The sequence below is a fragment of the Akkermansia sp. N21169 genome (genome assembly GCF_029854675.1).
Classification (GTDB): Bacteria; Verrucomicrobiota; Verrucomicrobiia; order Verrucomicrobiales; family Akkermansiaceae; genus Akkermansia.
This window is the reverse complement of the sequence record NZ_JARWNC010000036.1, coordinates 1-18,349: the sequence shown is the minus strand read 5'-3', so window position 1 is coordinate 18,349 and position 18,349 is coordinate 1. Positions and strand designations below refer to the sequence as shown.

9 protein-coding genes are annotated in these 18,349 nt (G+C 52.6%); 7 read left to right on the top strand and 2 right to left on the bottom strand.

Features of this window, described 5'->3' with window-relative positions; genetic code table 11:
- The first annotated feature begins 6 nt into the window (after nt 1–6).
- The 4 genes from QET40_RS05485 (at nt 7) to QET40_RS05470 (ending at nt 7,908) form a co-directional block, all read left to right on the top strand.
- Complete coding sequence (locus QET40_RS05485) at nt 7–1,446, top strand: proton-conducting transporter membrane subunit (protein ID WP_280126166.1); 1,440 nt, start codon at nt 7–9, stop codon at nt 1,444–1,446.
- A gap of 79 nt (nt 1,447–1,525) precedes the next feature.
- Nucleotides 1,526–2,935 carry an NADH-quinone oxidoreductase subunit N gene (locus tag QET40_RS05480; RefSeq protein ID WP_280126165.1) on the top strand — a complete coding sequence of 470 codons (1,410 nt, stop codon included), beginning with the start codon at nt 1,526–1,528 and terminating at the stop codon, nt 2,933–2,935.
- A gap of 154 nt (nt 2,936–3,089) precedes the next feature.
- Nucleotides 3,090–5,117, top strand: coding sequence for a glycoside hydrolase family 97 protein (locus tag QET40_RS05475; RefSeq protein WP_280126164.1), 2,028 nt, complete (start codon nt 3,090–3,092; stop codon nt 5,115–5,117).
- A gap of 37 nt (nt 5,118–5,154) precedes the next feature.
- Nucleotides 5,155–7,908 carry a DEAD/DEAH box helicase family protein gene (locus QET40_RS05470; protein WP_280126163.1) on the top strand — a complete coding sequence of 918 codons (2,754 nt, stop codon included), beginning with the start codon at nt 5,155–5,157 and terminating at the stop codon, nt 7,906–7,908.
- Between the two features lie 78 nt (nt 7,909–7,986).
- Here the strand turns inward: QET40_RS05470 and QET40_RS05465 are convergent, their stop codons facing one another.
- Nucleotides 7,987–10,209: a glycoside hydrolase family 88 protein gene (locus QET40_RS05465; RefSeq protein ID WP_280126162.1), complete on the bottom strand. Its 2,223-nt coding sequence runs from the start codon at nt 10,207–10,209 to the stop codon at nt 7,987–7,989.
- A gap of 81 nt (nt 10,210–10,290) precedes the next feature.
- The gene (locus QET40_RS05460) at nt 10,291–10,782 is read right to left on the bottom strand and encodes a metal-dependent hydrolase (protein ID WP_280126161.1); all 492 of its coding nucleotides are present in this window, start codon (nt 10,780–10,782) and stop codon (nt 10,291–10,293) included.
- A 132-nt stretch (nt 10,783–10,914) separates the two neighbouring features.
- Between QET40_RS05460 and QET40_RS05455 the strand changes: the two genes are divergently transcribed.
- The 3 genes from QET40_RS05455 to QET40_RS05445 all read left to right on the top strand — a co-directional run.
- Complete coding sequence (locus QET40_RS05455; protein WP_280126160.1) at nt 10,915–12,921, top strand: S6 family peptidase; 2,007 nt, start codon at nt 10,915–10,917, stop codon at nt 12,919–12,921.
- 182 nt (nt 12,922–13,103) lie between these two features.
- Nucleotides 13,104–14,285: an MFS transporter gene (locus QET40_RS05450; protein ID WP_280126159.1), complete on the top strand. Its 1,182-nt coding sequence runs from the start codon at nt 13,104–13,106 to the stop codon at nt 14,283–14,285.
- Nucleotides 14,286–15,069: 784 nt separating this feature from the next.
- Nucleotides 15,070–18,349: autotransporter-associated beta strand repeat-containing protein (locus QET40_RS05445; protein ID WP_280126158.1), on the top strand; the 3,280-nt coding region annotated here is incomplete at its 3' end.

Here is an 18,349-nt window from a genome sequence, read left to right as displayed (position 1 = left end):
ACTACCATGCTTATCTGGCTCGTACTTATTCCCCTGATTGCCTCGGGACTCATCGGTATCTGCAAGGCACCCGCCAAGCCGACTGCCATCCTGAGCGCTACCCTGACTTTGGTTCTGGGCATCTGGGCTCTGGTTAGCTACGACTCCTGCTCGTCATGCTGGACGCAGTTCATGGATACGGATCTGCAGCTGACTCTTGCCCCCGCGCTGGCCAAAGTCATGCTTCTGCTGACCATCCTCGTCACCTTCGGCACCATTCTGGGCGTTTGCGCACCGGAAGGCAATAAAGCCTCCTGGTACATCTCCCCGCTCCTGATCTCAGCCGGGGCAACAGGAGCGTTCCTCTCGGACAATATTCTCTCCTTCTTCGCCTTCCATGAACTGGCCCTCATTCCCACATTCGTGATGATCGGCCTCTTCGGACGCGGAGACAAGCGCACGATCGCCTGGCGCATCACGCTGTACCTCGGCTTGGCGTCCATGGTACTCCTGACCGGGCTTCTCATGCTTGGTTCCCAGCTCGGTTACACCTTCACAGCCATCCGTGAAGCCGTTGAGGCCGGAGTCCAGTTGAAGCATGCCTGCACTATCGGCGCCCTTCTGCTGGCCGGGTTCGGCACACTCGTTTCACTCTTCCCCTTCCACTCTTGGGCAGCGCCCGCCTACGCCTCGGCTCCAACTCCGGTAGCCATGATGCATGCCGGCGTACTCAAAAAGTTTGGTCTATACGGTCTGTTCATGTTGCAGCCCATGATTTCCGGAGCTTTTGCCCCGTGGAACAACCTCTTGATGATTTTCCTGGTCTGCAACGTCATCTGGGTCGGTTATGTCACCGTCAACCAGAAACGCCTGGATCTCCTGCTCGGCAACTCCTCCGTGATGCACATGGGCTACATCTTCCTGGCCTTTGCCGCACTAGTCTCCACGGAAACGAATCCCTGGGCGACACAAGGCGCCGCCCTGCTAATGCTGGCACACGGACTTTCCATCGCCCTGCTCTTCCTGCTTTGCGGACAAATCGAAGCCCGTACGCAAACACTGGAACTCGGAGCCCTCGGCGGACTCGGCAGCAAGCTTCCCCGGCTGGCCTTCATCTTCGGCATCGCTTCCATGGCCTCTATCGGCTTGCCCGGCCTAGCCAACTTCCCCGGCGAATTCATGATCTTCTTCTCGGGGTTCGCCGGATTTGCCGGCCACTTCGGTCCGGTTCAAATCGCCACGGTTCTCTGTCTGTGGGGCTTGGTCATCAGTGCTATCTACATGCTCCGAGCCTACAAGGACATCTTCCAGGGAGAACTTTCCCGTTCCTGTGAACGCGTCGAGACCCAATGTTCCTGCAAATGCGGTTCCAGCCATACCGCCTGCTTGGCCGTGCTGTTCTTGACGGCCGCTTTGGTTCTTTTCGGTTTCGGTCCCAACATCGTCCTCAGTTTCTTCGGGAATTGACCCTCACGTCCAGTAACCCTTTCCAACGATTCATCCCATGCAAGTTCTTACGCCTGAATTCATTCACGTGGTACATTCCATGCAATCCTACACGCCTGAATTCATTCTCGTCGGTGTCGCCCTCGTCCTCCTGCTTGCGGACGCTTTCCTGAAAAACGTCCCCAAATGCGCCTTCGGCCTCATCGGGGCCCTGGCCTCACTGGCAGTCATCCCGTACTACACGACGGAAAACCTCTACGGCAACATCTACGCCATTCTGGCACTGATCTCCACAGCCCTCACCCTGCTGTTGGCCGTTGATTTCAAAGCTGTCATCAACCTCTCGTCCAACCAGGGCAAAACCCAGGACGGAACCGGCGAATTCTTCATTCTTCCCCTCATTGCCTGCGCCGGTATCACCGCCATGACAAAGGCTACGGACCTGATCACCCTGTTCGTGTCCCTGGAAGTACTCACGCTGACCTCCTACATCCTCGTCGGCTACTTCCGCCGCAACATCGGCTCTCTGGAAGCCGGAGTCAAATACCTGATTCTGGGTGCCATCAGCACGGGTGTCCTCGTCTTCGGCCTCGCTTGGTACTTCGGCATGACCGGTACGTTTGAAATCAGCAAGAGCGCTGTCCTTTCCGCCATTGCTTCAGGCAACTCCGCCGGCATCCTCTTCGCTCTGGCTCTGCTCGTCATCGGAGCCGCCTTCAAAATCGGTGCCGTACCGCTCCAGATGTGGATCCCCGACGTGTACCAGGGAGCCCCCCTGCCGACGACGGCTTTCCTGTCCGTTGCCTCCAAAGTAGCCGGTTTTGCCTTCCTGAGCATTATCCTCGTGCCCTTCGCCAACATTCCGAGCGTCCTGCTCATCCTCGCCCTGATGGCTGCCGCCACGCTCCTCGTCGGAAACCTGGGAGCTATTCCCCAGACCAACCTGAAACGTTTGATGGGTTATTCCTCCATCGCCCAGGCCGGTTTCATCCTTCCCTTCTTCCTGACGGACGGTTCCTATAACGGCGCGCCCGATTCGACGATAGCTCCGAATGCCGCCCTTTACCTTGCCATCTACATGCTGATGACCTTCGGAGCCTTTTTTGCCCTCAGCCTCATCCGCATCCAGCGCGGCAGCGAAGAGATTTCCGCCTTCCGGGGGCTTGGCAAGACCAATCCCCGCCTGGCTCTCGCCATCACCATCATGTTCGCTTCTCTTGCGGGCGTTCCGCTGACGGCCGGGTTCCTTGCAAAAATGGCATCCTTCCTGCACGTCATCCGCTTCGGGACTTATTCATCCTGGCTCCTGCCCATCATGGTCATCTGCGCAGCCTCCGGTTTCTATTACTACTTCAAGGTCATCCGCGCCATGTACTGGGAAAAGCCCCGGGAAGAAGACGAAGCAATCATTGTCACGCCCATCACCGCTATCGTGATGACCGGCTGTGCAGCTGCAATCGTCATTGCCGGAATCATGCCCCTCTTTACCTCCGGACTCTCCAACCTGTAAGGATACTCCACGACGATTTCTTAAAAACCGGTCGGCCTCCGTGGCTGGGCGGTTTTTTTGTTTTGCTAAAACCGATGGGCTCCCCCTCTTCGTCTCTTTCCCGCAGAGATGAAAAACGGAGGAGTATCAAATTTCCGTTCGCGATATTTTGAACATGAATCATGAAAGAGATTCTCCCGGCGAGCCGTTCTATTATAAACACCCATCAGCACGCATGATCAAAGCCAACCTCTTTTCCGTCCTGCTCCTCATCGGAGTTCTTCCACTGGTACCTGCTTTTGCCAACCCGGAAGAATCGACCATCCTGGCCTCCCCGGTCGGTTTGTCTCATTCTCTGGAAACCGGCCCGGTCTGTTTCCATCTCGGAATCTCCAAAGACGGACAGCTTTTGGGCAACACAAAGTTCCAGGGAAAGCCTGCCGCATTGGATTCCCCCCTCGGCCTCACCGTGGACGGGGTCGACATCGGTCAAAAAATTCAATCCATCAAAGAGCAACACAAGGGTAGCGGAGAAGCCACCTACGCCATCACAACACAAGGGGGACAGAACTACTTCCTTGACGTCAGGACATATCCTGACGGGCTCGCCATTCGGTACAGAATCCCCTCCGATACGCCCAGAACCATTGAGCGTGAGCAAACATCCTTTTCCTTCCCCTCCTCCACCCGGGCCTGGTATGCCAGTGGTCCCTTCCAATACGGGTGGATTCAATCGTATCAAGATCGTCTGACAGATACCATACAGGGAGAACTACTTGCCCCTCCCGCCACATTCCGTCTGCCCTCCGGCACCTACGCTGCCGTCACGGAGGCCAATCTGACCCATTTCCACGGGGCTGTCATGTTCGGAGATGCCCCCAACCGCATCCGATTTGGATTTGTTGACAACAAAGGTCACATTGAATCGGGCATACCCACCGGCATGCCAGCCATGCAATATGCCCATTCCGAAGTTCGCGACATCGCCTGGAAAGCATTCCCCGACGCCTCGCGGTCAGAAATCATAACACCTTGGCGCATCCTGATGCTGGCCTCCGACTTGAATGGCCTCGTCAACAACAACATCATCCGGGAAGTCTCCAATCCCCCCGATCACGAACTCTTCCCGCAGGGATCAAAAACAAGCTGGATCAAGCCGGGCCGGGCTGTCTTCACATGGCTTACCCAAGGAGGAGCCAGCCGACTCAGCCAGGAAACATACAAAAAATATATTGATGGAGCCTCTGAACTGGGACTGGAATCAGTCGTCATCGATGATGGATGGGAGCACTGGCCTGATAAATGGAAAGACATTGCCGAACTGGCCGAATACGGGAAAAAACGCCACGTAGGCATCTGGTTATGGCGGCCCTCGTCGCCACGCTTTGGCAACCGGAACGACATCGGACTGGAACAAGCGGAAGAAAGAACCGCATTCATGAAAAAATGTGCCGAATTGGGTGTACAAGGACTCAAAATCGACTTCTTCCACACAGAAAATGCCTACACCGTCCAATTGATGGAAGACATCTTGAAAGAGGCTGCCCGCAACAAATTGATGGTCGTCTTCCATGGTGTCAACAAGCCCACTGGGGACTACTTCACCTACCCCAATCTATTAGCCAAGGAAGCAGTTCGCGGCCTGGAATGCGTCGGTGGTGAAAACAATTGGGCTCCCGGTCCGCCCTGGCCCTATCACAACACCGTCCTTCCTTTCACCCGCTGGCTGGCAGGCGGAGCCGACTATACCCCTCTCAACTTCCGTCATTCTTATCCCCCCTCCGTCACCTTTGCACACCAGTTCGCCACCATCTACGTGCTCACATCACAGATGTTGATTCTGGCCGCAGATATGGAAGACATGCTTTCCTCTCCCGGAAGGGGATTTATTGAAAGTGTCCCCGTCGTATGGGATGAAACCGTCGTCCTGCCGGAAAGCAGTATTGGAGAATTGGCAGCCATCGCCCGCCGCAAAGGTAATACATGGTACCTCGGCGTCCTCAACGGAGAAAAGCCCAGGGAACTGAAATCCAGGCTGGAGTTCCTCAGCGCCGGTATCTATGATTTGGAAATCCTGGCCGACAGTCCCAACGACAGGAAAAACATCCAAATTCGCCGTTCCACATTCCGTACCGGAGACTCACTGACCGAGGACCTACACTCAGGAGGAGGCCTCGTCATCCGCATCACCAGGCGTCCATAAATCTGGGAGCGGCACAGATCTTCGCCGCCGCACCGCCATGTCCAGCTTCGATCCTTCCATCCGTTTCCAAGGCACATTCCGCAGTTATCAGCAAGGCATACTCGACCGGGCGGAAGACTACTGGGACGACGGGCAAATCCATATTGTGGCAGCCCCCGGAAGCGGGAAAACAATCCTGGGACTGGAGTTAATCCGCCGCAAGAATGCCCCCGCGCTTATCCTGTCGCCCTCCGTCACCATCCGCCAGCAATGGGGAGAACGTTTCCGCGGCAACTTCCTGCCATCGGGACGGGATGATTCCGGCATGATATCCTTCCGTCTCTCGGAGCCCAGGCTCATCACCTCCGTCACCTACCAGGCTCTTCACGCGGCATGGACGGGTCGCCCCCTTCCGGCAGAAGACGATGGCGACGAGCAGGAATATATGGAGGACACCACTTCCGAAGAAGACAATGCCCCCGCCGAATTCTCCGCTAGAAACGAACTCATCGAAGCCATCCACAAGGCAGGCATACGCACCATCTGCCTCGATGAAGCCCACCACCTCCGCAGCGAATGGCAAAAGGCTCTCGAAGCCTTCCTGAAAGCCCTCAAGGCAGATGTCTCCATCATCGCACTCACGGCCACACCTCCCTACGACAGTACGCCGGAGGAATGGAAACGCTACATGACCGTCTGCGGAGAAATCGACGCCGAAATTTTCGTTCCCCAACTCGTTTCGCAAAAAAGTCTTTGTCCTCATCAGGACTACATCTACTTCAACTATCCTGCCGCCCCCGAGCTGGATGCCCTCCAAAAATACCGCCAAATAGCGTCCGAAACCACGCACACCATTCTAACCGGCCCCATATTCGGAGAAATACTGGAAGCCAGCGCTCTTCTGACTCGGTACCGGGAAATGGAGGAAACCCTTCTGGAATATGCGGATCAATTCTCATACATTCTGATTCTGGCTCACGCCAGAGGTGAAAATATCCCGAGAAAACTTATCCGTCTCCTCACCGGCAGAAAGAGCCTCCCCTCATTCACCTCGATCAAATATGCCGAATGGGTCTTCAATTTCATCCTCGCTCACCCGGAACTCTTTTCACCCGCCAGCGTTGAGCACCTGCACACCGCCCTCTCACATGCCGGCCTCATCAAGCGCCACCAGGTCTGCCTCCTCTTCGATGACAAGCTGAAGCGCACCTTCATCTCATCAGTCGGCAAGCTGGAGAGCATCACTATCATCGCCGAGGAGGAACACAAACAACTCGGGCGCGATTTGCGCCTCCTCGTGCTGACGGATCACATCAAGAAAAACCTGCTCTCCACCATTGGCAGTGATCGCCCACTGCAAGAAATGGGAACGGTGCCCATCTTCGAAGCCATCCGCCGCAAGATGGGAGAACAGGTCGGCATCGCGCTCCTGTCCGGCACCCTCGTGCTTTGGCCGTCCAATACACTGGGGGCATTGATGGAGACCGCCCACGACATGGGGATTTCCCTCACGTCGCGCCCCCTGCCCAATGTGCCATATTGCGAACTAAACTTTAGCGGACAAAATAAAAACAAGGTTGCCGTCATCACGAAAGCCTTCCGCCAAGGGCATTGCCAAATCCTCGTCGGCACCAAATCCCTGCTGGGGGAAGGATGGGACTCTCCCTGCATCAACAGCCTTATCCTGGCCAGTTTCATCGGCTCTTTCATGCTCTCCAATCAAATGAGAGGGCGAGCCATTCGCATCGATCCCGACAAACCAGATAAAACCGCCAATATCTGGCACCTCGCCACGCTGGAACCCGAAGCTGCCCTGAAAGAAAACACCATCGTCAGATTCATCCAATCACTCAATGAGGAACCGTCCAGGCTGGAAAGTGAAGACTACGACATGCTCACACGCCGTTTCGAAAGCTTCATGGGGCCTTCCTACAGGCAAGGACAATACATCACCAACGGTATCGAACGCCTCGACATCATCCAGCCCCCGTACACCAAAAAGCACATTCAGGAAATCAATGAACAGATGCTGTCCATGGCCGCTGACCGTGAAGGAATGCGCAAACGTTGGGAAGAATTATTGCAGGGATCAGACGTCAATAAGGAGGATATCCTCGAAACCGTCGAACTGAATCCTCCCAGAGAACCTACAAAATTCATCTTCTTCAATTTACTGTATCTTCTCCTACTGGGCGGCACTCTTGTTGCAGGCTTTGCATCAGCCGGATCGGCAATCATGAAAGCCGCCACAATTTGGCAACTCATTGCCCTCATCGCCACATTTTGGATTCTGCATAAAATTTACATACTCATCATCTACCGGATTCTTCCTCTGCTTTCTCCGGAAAAAACAATACGCAGCTTTGCGACAGCACTACTGAGCACCATGAAGGAATGCGGGAAAATCGCCTCACCAGATACGATAGCCCGCGTCGCCTCCTTCAACTCCAGCCTGATCATCACCTGCGAACTACAGAACGGCTCTCTCCGGGAAAAAACCCTCTTCCGCAACGCCATCGGAGAACTCCTCTCCCCCATCGACAACCCACGCTACCTCCTGATTCGCCAGGACTTCATCCTGGGGGCCCTTTTTCTCGACTACGACCGCAGCTATGCCTGCCCCGCCATCCTCGGCAACAATAAAGAATCAGCTGAAGCCTTCCAAGAGCATCTGGACAAGCTCCACTGCCCGTACAAACTGGTCTTCACCCGTAATGAGGTCGGTAGAAAAATCCTCCTGAAATGCCGGAACAGGTCGCGCATCAATCGAACTGGAAAATTCATCAAACGCTTCCGCATTTTCGACAATTAGACGCCGACAATCTCAAAAGACGAAGGGCTGCCCTGCGCATTGTTGCAAGGCAGCCCTTCTGTACTGAGAATCGGCAGCTTATTTCATTTGCACAACCAATGGCGTCTGGACGGCCCGGGCTTTGCGGGAGACGACCTCCGTCCAATCCTCCGCGGATTTCACAGGAGAAGCCTTGCTCCACATGGCTCCCATGTACCAAACGAGAGGCTCGTTGCTCTTGAGCGGGCGGAAAAGATAAGTGTTGCCATCCTTGTCCAATTTCCCCTTGGCATTCGGCACAATCAAAGCGCTTCCAATGATGCCGTCCTTGCCATCCTTACCGCTTGGGGTACCCCAGACGGCCACATAACCGGCTTTCGGATCGACATTGGTGGTTTCAATACCGTTGAGTTCCGGATTGGTGTTGATACCGGCAGCGAATTGAGGAGTCGGAGCCCCCTTCACTTCAAACCGGCTTTCGGCCCGGGTAAACGGAGAACCGGCATCCAAAGTCATAACTCGCTTCTCCTGAACGGTAACGCCGCTACCCGCTTTCCAAGGAGCATAAGTCACTTCAAACGCAGTGCGGATGGGGCCATTGTAAAGGTTTTTCCCTGTAGCCCAGTTGACGGAAGCAAAGGGAGTACCGTCCCTCACGACGGCCGTAGCGCCGCAACCACGATTCGGACCAACCTTATACATGTCCAGCCCCTTGCCATGATCGGAATGGTAGTTGCCCTTCTTGTAGAATTCGTCGATAACGAGTCCCGGACCGTACTTGCACCAGATATCGGATCCATTGGAGAAGAGGCCTTCCCCCTTCGGAGCCGGTTCCGACACCTTGGGACCGTAGATACGGTGAGCGGTCACGTCATTCTCCCAGGCAAAGTCATCCATGCGTTCGGGGACATAACGGCTGTAACAGACGGTATCTTTGGAGGCAGCTGGAAGAGTCTTGCTGGAAAACACCCAATAGTCACGGGAGACTCTGGCGGGGAAATCGCCCTGGAAGAGGAGGGCATCCGTCTTACCGTCACCGTTTTCATCCACAAGCTGATGGGGGATGACGCGCCCGTCGCGCACATCGAAGACACGCAGGTTTTCGGCATCGGCAGCAGGCATATCGGGCCATTTAATGGAAATCGTTTCATGCGAACGATACACCGGCAGAGGATTCGTCACCGTGACTGTCCGGCGTCTTGGATTTTCCTTCGCCACGACGGCCTTGCGCAATTCGGTACCGGCAAGCAGGTAAGCTCCAGGACCATAAACTTCCGTAGACTTGGCTGAATAATGCCCCGGTTTGTCGGCAATAGGCTGAACCCAACCGAGGAGTCCGTCCTCTTCGACACATTCATTGGCAGCTTTCCAGGCTTTTTCGATCACGGGCATATATTCCTTGGCATCAAGAAGGCCATTGTTGACGCCCCAGATCAGGCCGTAGGTAATAAACAGGGTACCGCTCATTTCCTTGAGGGGCGGATCCTCCGGGTCAAGCAGACTGGCGTGCCAGGAACCGTCTTCGGTCTGGCAATTCTTGAGGGACTTGGCGAGAGTCTTCAACAGGTTTTCATAAAACGGGCGCGTCGGCCAGTCCTGCGGCATGTCGCGGAGAATCAGAGGAAGGCCGGCAATGACCCAGCCGTTGCCACGGCTCCAGAACATTTTTTTACCATTGGCCGCCTTCTGGGTAAAATAGCGGGAATCGCGGGAAAAGAGGCCGGCCTTTTTGTCGAAAAGATAGTCGTAGGTAGCCTTGTATTCCTTGTCCATGAACTTCAGGTACGATTCGTCACCCGTATACGCCGCTAATTTGGCATAGGACGGAGGAGACATGAAAAGGGCATCGCTCCAGCACCAGCGGTCCTGGCACTTGGGTGTGCCGAATTCCAGTTTGACCTGGGCTGGGTTATCTTTGACCTTATCCAGAACTTCTTTGATATTTTTCACGGCAGCGGGGTTGCCGTCGCGGCCGGCCATTTCAATCCAGGCATGGCCGACACAGTGGTCGTCGGCATGGTAGTGGCGTTTGCCGACACCCCAGTTGGTTTTTTCACCGACTTCCCGGATGGCCTTCAGACCGATGCCTTCCGGCACAGCCAGCCCGTATTGAAGCAATCCGGAATACAAGGCGCCGTTGGTCCAGTCCGTTTTCGAGTGTTTGGGATGCTTGACCTGCCATTCGGCAACTTTACCCATATTGTCGCGAATAACCTGTTCATTCAATTGATCGGAGGCGGCCCATCCGGCTCCGGTTCCGACAGCAAATAAGGCCAGCGCATGCGCGGCAATCACCTTGTTGTATAAAAAGTAAGTCTGCATAAGAAAAAGAGGATGGTAGATAAGATAGCCGGTTCGACACGGATAGTCCAACTCCAAAATTTCATGAGCCGCAAATATTCCCTAACTTTCTCTTCTCCGATGCCTGCGCAGACGGTACACGATGACGGCACAAGCGATGATCGCCAACTCCAGAAGAAAGGACCAATTCAGGATAAAATTCAACCACCACGGCTTGTAAACGGAGGGAATGTGGTACATGGCATACAGCTTGAGAGAAAAAGGAGCAAACCACGGAATATCCCCGACAAAAGAATCCAGGACAAGGTGGAGAACTCCGCTCAAACTGAATGCCAGAGTCGCCCAGGCGACCGAAGAATACCTCCGGCACAAAACCCAAATCCCGGCTAAAACGCTCAAGCTGACCCAGAGGAGGGGAAAGTGTGTCCAATACGTATGGTGGTGATGCTGACGACCGTCTACCAGATAGAAATACAACAGGTCAAAATCCGGAAATACGGATCCAAGCAATGCGGCGAACATGACCAGTTTCGCCTGGCAGCTCCGAAATGTACATCCTAGAAGGTACCCGGCAGGAAGATGAGCAATGAACATGATTCTCACTCGTTACCATGAAAAAACAAGCTGACCGGTACAAGGCAAAAATTCCCCTGTCCATGCCCTACCCGGCACAATTCGTGAAAGATTACGCATCATCCGAAAGTAATATCTCTATTACCATTTCCCATGAATACCCGGAACCTCCCCCTGAATGGAATAGTCTGCGGCCTTGCCCTCCTGGCAGCCAACGGAACTCTGGCCGGCCTGATGCATCCGGACATTCCCCTGCAAACATACAGGGACTTCGCGGAAAACCGAGGTCGATTTGCTGCGGATGCCACCAATGTTCCCGTTTACTACAAGGACGGAACGCCGTCGGGAACCATCCCCAGAATGATGAGTTTTGAATCCGTTGTGGACGAAGGTTTTGCCGCTCTAACCGGCAGTCCCCAGTTCCTTGCCACTGTCGCCCACAACGGCGGCTACCAAACGGCATCTTTCACCAAACGCTTTGGCGGCCAAGACAACTACCGTGTCGTCAAAAAAAACAATGGATGGGGAGAAAAAACCGACTACACGTATGACATCCAGGTAGCTCGATTGGACAAGATTGTCACGGAAGCCGAACCCGTTCCCTTCGTGGAAGATGAAGAATTACTTCTCAATATCAAAGGAAAGCCCGTCCTCCGAGCCGGAGGAGGCACCCAAAAAGTAGCTGTCGACAAAGACAATTCGAACGATGTGGCGGGAGCCTACTCCTTCCTGACGGGAGGCACGGTCATTTTCACAAACGTCCTGTCAACGCCCCCGTCCAACAACCCGGAACACCCTGCCAGCAAATACAGAGCCTTCCAATTCCAATATTCCCTTCAGCTTGAAAAGAACCCTGACCTCCCCCTGCCCATCTGCATCCTCGGAGGCGACAGCGGAAGCGGCAGCTGGATCTACAATGACAAAAACAAGCGTTGGGAATATATCGGACCGGGGCAATCCGGCGGAGGCGGCGGATTTAGTCAGATGCGCAGCAGCAACATCTGGAGCATTGATGTCATCCGATCCTATTTCGATCCGGAAATCACCTCGTCTTCGTCTACCCCTATTCTCTGGAAACCAACGAACACCGAAGGTCAAGGAAAACTCGTCCAGGGAGCCAGGTCGTGGGCATACCATGGACTGGCTCAGGGAAAAGCCTTCCCGGATGCCACCATGGATGAACTGGAAAAAACGCGTAATCTCGTCTTCTCCGGCACGCCGTCCGAACTCCGTCTGGAAGCCCCGGTCGATATGGGCGCCGGCAGCCTGACTTTCAAGACAAACATGAAACTCACGGCAGCCCAGCCATCCCATACCCTGTACTCGGCAGGCATGGATATCCGCAAGGGGACTACCGTCACATCAACCCTGACGGCCAAAGATGGTCAGGAATGGCGCAAAGTCGGTAAAGGAACCCTAATCATTGAAGGGAATGGAGATAACCCGGCTTCCCTGAACCTGGGAGACGGACAAACCATCCTGAATCGCGAAAACGGCAAGGCAGCCTCGTCCGTCATGCTGGTATCCGGCCGCCCCGCTCTGCGCCTCCAGGGAGACAACCAGCTTGCCGGACCCGTCCACTTCGGAGCCAAAGGGGGATTACTTGACCTCTACGGTCATTCCCTGACCTGGAACACCCTGCCCCATCTCGACGAAGGAGCCCGCATCACCAACCTGAAACCCGGCACTACATCCACCTTCACCTACACGGGCACCGGCTCCTTCTTCGGTGTGTTGACCGACGGAGGAGATACCGCCAAAGGTTTGCTCAAAATCGTCTATGCCCCCGAAGGAAAGGATGATCAAGCCACTTGGACCTGGAGCGGAAAAATCACGAACAAAGGCGGTATCGAAATCCGTAGCGGCCACATTTCCATCACCGGAAGGCCCACCCCGCATGCCGCCAACTTTGTCGATCCTTCAGACTGGATTACTTCCGTCGTCCAAACAGGGAAAGCCCCTATCATCCTCCACCCCGGTACGACATTGACAATCGGAGCCCACACGGCAGTCCAGGCCAACTTCATCGTCATGAAAGGTGCCACCCTGACTGTGGATAAGGATGCCGCCTGGCAAGGCATCGCCTCCGTGAAACAAGGGGGAGCCATCAATCTCTCCCCGGAAGCCAAAGGGAAAAATGTCATCAAAAACAAGTCCTGAACCTCCCTCATCCATCACAATAAACTCAATTTCAAGCCAACACCGGGAGGCCGTTCCGCCAGTACGCGGAGCGGCCTCCTGCCGTTTTTTCCCGTCTCTCTCCCATCCCCGGTGAACGGAAACACCTGTTTCCATGTATATCTTTAGTAGGCTCATTCCTAACTCCTTACCATCATCTCCACATGGACCAGGCATCATCATCCGGCATCCGGAAGCAGGTATTCCTCATTCTGGCGATCATCCTCATTTGTTTCAACCTGAGACCGGCCATGACGGCTCCCGACCCTTTGCTGGGGGAACTCAGACATGATCTGGGACTTTCCATGGACGATTCCGGAACCTTTGCCCTCCTGCCCGTTTTTGTCCTTGGCATCGCAGCGGCCTTGGCTCCCCGTGTCGCCCGTCTGCTCCTCCCGTGGAAAATCATCCTTATTTTCCCTCTCGTCGCCGTTGCCGGAATCCTCTGGCGCAGTTACGGTGGCATGATCGGTCTGTATGGTGGCATGATCGTCATGGGCCTGGGACTGGGCATTGCCGGAGCAGCCATTCCCGGATTCATCAAACATACCATGCCGGACAAAGCGCCGTTCATGATGGGAATCTACAGCGCCCTCGTCGGCCTGGGTACATCCGTCGCCGCGGCTACCGCCTACCCCATCGCCGCCAACCTCGGAGGATGGAAGGAAGGACTGGCCTTCTGGGCTGCTCCTATCCTGCTGGCTTGCGCCATCTGGGGGTGTTACTTCAAAATCTATCCCAGCCACGCACGCCAACAGCCCCTTGAAACGAATATCAGCCGTTTGCTGACCCACCCGCGAGCCTGGCAAATCACTCTCTTCTACATGAGCCGAGTTGCAGCGGCCTACTTCCTCTTCACCTGGTTCCCCATCCTGCTCAAAGGCAGGGGCATGAACGGCGATGACGCCGGATACGTGCTCTCCCTGATCACCCTGTCTCAAATCCCCGCCACTCTTGTTGCCCACTGGGGAGAAGAAAAACTCGGAGGGCACGGCAGGCTCATTACACTGGCCCTGGCATCTTCCGTAATCTCTTGCTGGGCCATCATGTATGGACCGCTGGAGTGGGTCATACCGTTCTCAATCATATGCGGACTTGGAACGGGAGCCGTGTTCAGCAGAGGCATGAGTCTGATGGTAGAACGAGCGGATAACGAAACAACGGCCCTGGAACTATCCGGCATGTCGCAGGGATTCGGATTCACCTTTGGTGCCCTCATGGCGCTTGGTGGGAGTTTTGTTCTCCAGCACGGTAGTTCCATCCTTCCATTCTGCCTGATTTACACGGCATTCTGTATCATGGGCATCGTCACGGGTCGCCTTTCGGCACGCCCGGGATACGTCTAATACAACCGGCAAACCGGATTGAGTAATAGAATCATGGCACCTCGCTTGATTTTTTGAGCATTTTATCTTCTCGTTTTCAAAAAATGCCTAATAAGACTCTTAATTGGAATTCGTATTTACCCTTGAGAACCTGCTGTTGAAGAGAAAATCCTTCGGGATACACCAGTAATTCAAATCGTAATCGTTTGTTCATGGTTAAGGAACATGGATAGCTTCCAAAAACTATTCTAAAAAACATTTTTTTGCTCATTCGTGACCGTTTCTACCAAAAAATCCGGCGAGGTCTTTTTTTGATTCATGGAGAAACGGGCGGATCGAATTAATTTAATCACAAATCATTTACTATCAAATCATAATAACAATCCATTCATAGATAAAGATGGAATTGAAAGCCTTCTTCTATCGGGAAGAGAGGATAATCATGATCGTTGACAAACGGATTATCAATCCGCTATATTGATTCATTATAAGCTTATTATGAGAAAGTAACATTCCCAGGCAAAGATGATTTATTGAATGTAACTTAACTCTCCATGGCTCTTGGAGCTATTTTTCTTCTTTATGATTTTTCTGCTTGATTGCGGATTGATAATACGCTATTTTATAGAAGTATTTATCATCTTTTACCATGAAACTACGACTTCCTCTCTCTTTGAAGCTTTTACTTCTTACCGCTTGCTCAAACGTTATATTTTTTTCACAATCAGCTGCTTACGCTTCAGATGGTTTAAGCCTGAACTTTTATAGAAGCGGCGATGACGCCTACCAGGTATCAGGTACCAATATGTTAGGTTTGGATCAGGTTATCGCCAATAATTGGAATAACTGTGCTCTGACAACAGGATCAAACGCTGTAACTTGGAACAATTTACACGATAATTTCGGTTCTGCTCTTTCGGGAGTAACTGCCAGTGTCACAGCTATTCACGGCTGGAGCCATCCCGGAGTAACGGCAGATTCCTCCTTGAATCAAAAGCTCTTGGCTGGTGCCATTTCCGCGGGAGCCAATTCGTCTCAAACGGTGACGATTGCGAACGTACCTTATCTGACATATAAGGTATATATCTATTTCGGGGGCGATGCCGATGATGCTAATAACAAATTTACAGCAATGACCGTCAATGGCACCAGTTATACAGCCGATGGGACAAATGCTGCAAAAATTGGTACGAATACATGGGGAACAAGATCTTCAGGCAATAATGATTACAATCTGACAATCGGGACAAACGTTCTGGAAATTAATGGCTTGACCGGAACAACACTGACTCTTGCTTCCGTAGCGGCATCAGGTGCCCGTGGTACGATTGCCGGGATTCAGATCGTGAATACATTCATCGGTCAATACAGGAGCATATCCGAAAATACAATATGGTTGTCCAATACATGGAGTCCAACGGAAGCGGGCGCCGGCAGCGGCACAGAGGCATGGAAGGGAGCGGAGGCTTCCGCCGTTTTATTGTCGACAGCGACCGGTGATGCCAGCCATGTGGTCACGATGGGTAATGTAGAGGCAGCGTTCGTTTCGTTAAAATCGGGTAATGTGACATTTGACGAAGGTTCTCTGACTCTCGGAAATACGGCTATTTTGAACATTACCTCGGCTGATAGCATTCTTTCTCTGGGGACAACCGAGTTTTCTTCGTCCCAATCCATTGCTTTGTCCGGTGAAGGAACATTGAAGATCAAGGAAGACCAGTCTGTACATAGTTTTTCCGGTTCCTTGGGGAACATCATAGTGGATGATGGCAAAACTCTGACTATTGAAAACAAGAGTGGAAATTTGTCTGCTCCATTGGTTCTGGGAAATGGGAGCAAGGTGAAATTGGAAGGAAATGCCGAACAAGGGTTTTCCTCCATTGCATACGGGACGGGAGCTACAGTGGAACTTGTAAGAGGAACAAAACAGAGCGATTATACATCACTGGCATTTGGCGATGCATCAAATACATCCGGAACCTACACTATTTCAGGGGAAACAGTCAAAGTGACTGGAGACGGTCCGGGATGGGCGGGAGTATCCTTGTGGGGTATCGGTAATTTAAGTATTGACGGCGGTAGTAATGGTGACCGGACAAAGGTGACCCTTGAGGAAGGATATACGGGAGGCGTGGGAATGCGTTCCGGCCTTCTGGGATGGGATGATGCCGTTAATGTCATGCAAAATGAAGGTGATTCCGACGGAGTTGTAATTTTTCTGAATGGAGGAGGACTTTTAACTTCGGAATCAACAAATTTTGATATCTACAATGACATCATGATCGGCTCCAACGGAGGAACGATTCGTTTGTATGGTAGTTCGGCATCAATCTATCACGGCACTATCTCAGGAACGGGGACACTGAAGCATACGGATGGGGGAACATTGAAATTTACCGGAGATATAGATATTGACGGTGCATTTTATCAGTATGGTCGAAATAGTACCATCACGATGGAAAACAATACCGTCCGTATAGGTGGTAACTATTGTGTAAACCGCTCCGGCGTGACGTCGGTGCTAAATCTTGTCAATAGCAAGATGACGGTGGAAGGCTCTGGCAGCATTAGCGAAAGCGGCGTCAAACATACCATCAATTTGACTCAAGGTTCTTCCTTAAAGTTAACGACTACGACATTTCAACTCAATGTATGGGGATGGGGAAATTCGCATACAACCATCAATATCCAGAATGGAAGCGAACTGAATGCTTCCGGAGTAATCAAAATGGGGAATGACGGATATTCCGTCATTAATTTGATCGATGGAGAAATTTATGTGAAGGGTATCGATTTCCGTAAAACTAGTAACAATGGTAATAACGACCGCAAAAACAATGCTTTGATCATGGGCAACCCCGCCGACGGATATTCCGGCAAGGACAATTTGTTGGTGATAGGAGGCGACGGCATCAAGAATATCCGGGATCAGTTCACGGGAACACCTCAAGGAGGAGATGTGTCATCTGGACTTTATGAAGCTACGAATATTCAATTGGGAGAAGGAACTGTTCGAGCTTCTGCCAATTGGTCGACAGAAAAAGATACGGACGAGAAAAACACTGCTGCAGAAGGCTTCGATAATGGCAATGTCAAAATCCATTTGATGAGTGTCAATGGAACGACGTTCGATACGGGAGTCTATACCATTACGATGAATCATGGGTTCGATGGTGTCGGCAAGTTGATTAAGAGCGGGACCGGGACTCTTGTACTCAATCATGACAGCAATTTGACTACAGAAACCTTGATCCAAAACGGTCGGTTGACGTTAGGGACTCTCAAGGCGGCGGGAACGGGAGATTTCAGGATTGCCGCCGAAAATGGTTTATCCACAAGGCTCGATTTGGCTTCAAGCCAAAATAATATGGTGACGACCAACAATATATTTGTCGATAGCGGTAAGGATAATACAATCTGGTTTTCTCAAGACAATATCCAGTTGGAAGGAAAGTTGACAATAGCCGAAAATGCTGTTGCTCAGATCAGTGGAGGTTATCAGAATTATATGACGGTGAAGGAATTGGAGGGTCTCGGTGAACTGGTGTTGATTAATTCTCATCGGGATGGGACCTGGGGATGGGGCGGAGGAGCAACGCTGATCACGGATAGCAAAAAGAAAACAGGTTGGGGAGCTTCTGTCCTTTTAAATGGAGCCAACACAAAGTTCTCCGGTAATGTCACTGTCCTTGATTTGATGAACAGCGTTGAATCGAAGAATTTCGGCAATCAGATTGTTATTGGACATGCTTCCGCTTTGGCAAGATCCGTTGTAACCCTTACCGGTTATGGTTCTGCATTAGCTCTTGGTTCTGATACCGGAAGTATCAAGGGGCTCAATGGCGATGGCTGGGTTTGGACGGCAACGGATTCTGACAATAAGTTATATAGGTTAACAATAACTCCAGACGAGAATCACGTCTTTTCCGGGATTGTAAAGGATCAGAATGGTTCCGGTCTTGGTTCCGGCAAGCTGTCGTTGGAGATGAACGGGACCGGGAGCCAGGAGCTGACCGGCGAGAGCACCTATACGGGCGGCACGACGTTGACGGCCGGGACGCTGAAGATCGGCAAGGGAAGTTCCC

Coding starts and splice junctions, on each gene's coding strand:
- QET40_RS05450 (WP_280126159.1), top strand. CDS start 13,104: ATGGACCAGGCATCATCATCCGGCATCCGGAAGCAGGTATTCCTCATT.
- QET40_RS05465 (WP_280126162.1), bottom strand. CDS start 10,209: ATGCAGACTTACTTTTTATACAACAAGGTGATTGCCGCGCATGCGCTG.
- QET40_RS05470 (WP_280126163.1), top strand. CDS start 5,155: ATGTCCAGCTTCGATCCTTCCATCCGTTTCCAAGGCACATTCCGCAGT.
- QET40_RS05455 (WP_280126160.1), top strand. CDS start 10,915: ATGAATACCCGGAACCTCCCCCTGAATGGAATAGTCTGCGGCCTTGCC.
- QET40_RS05485 (WP_280126166.1), top strand. CDS start 7: ATGCTTATCTGGCTCGTACTTATTCCCCTGATTGCCTCGGGACTCATC.
- QET40_RS05460 (WP_280126161.1), bottom strand. CDS start 10,782: ATGTTCATTGCTCATCTTCCTGCCGGGTACCTTCTAGGATGTACATTT.
- QET40_RS05475 (WP_280126164.1), top strand. CDS start 3,090: ATGAATCATGAAAGAGATTCTCCCGGCGAGCCGTTCTATTATAAACAC.
- QET40_RS05480 (WP_280126165.1), top strand. CDS start 1,526: ATGCAATCCTACACGCCTGAATTCATTCTCGTCGGTGTCGCCCTCGTC.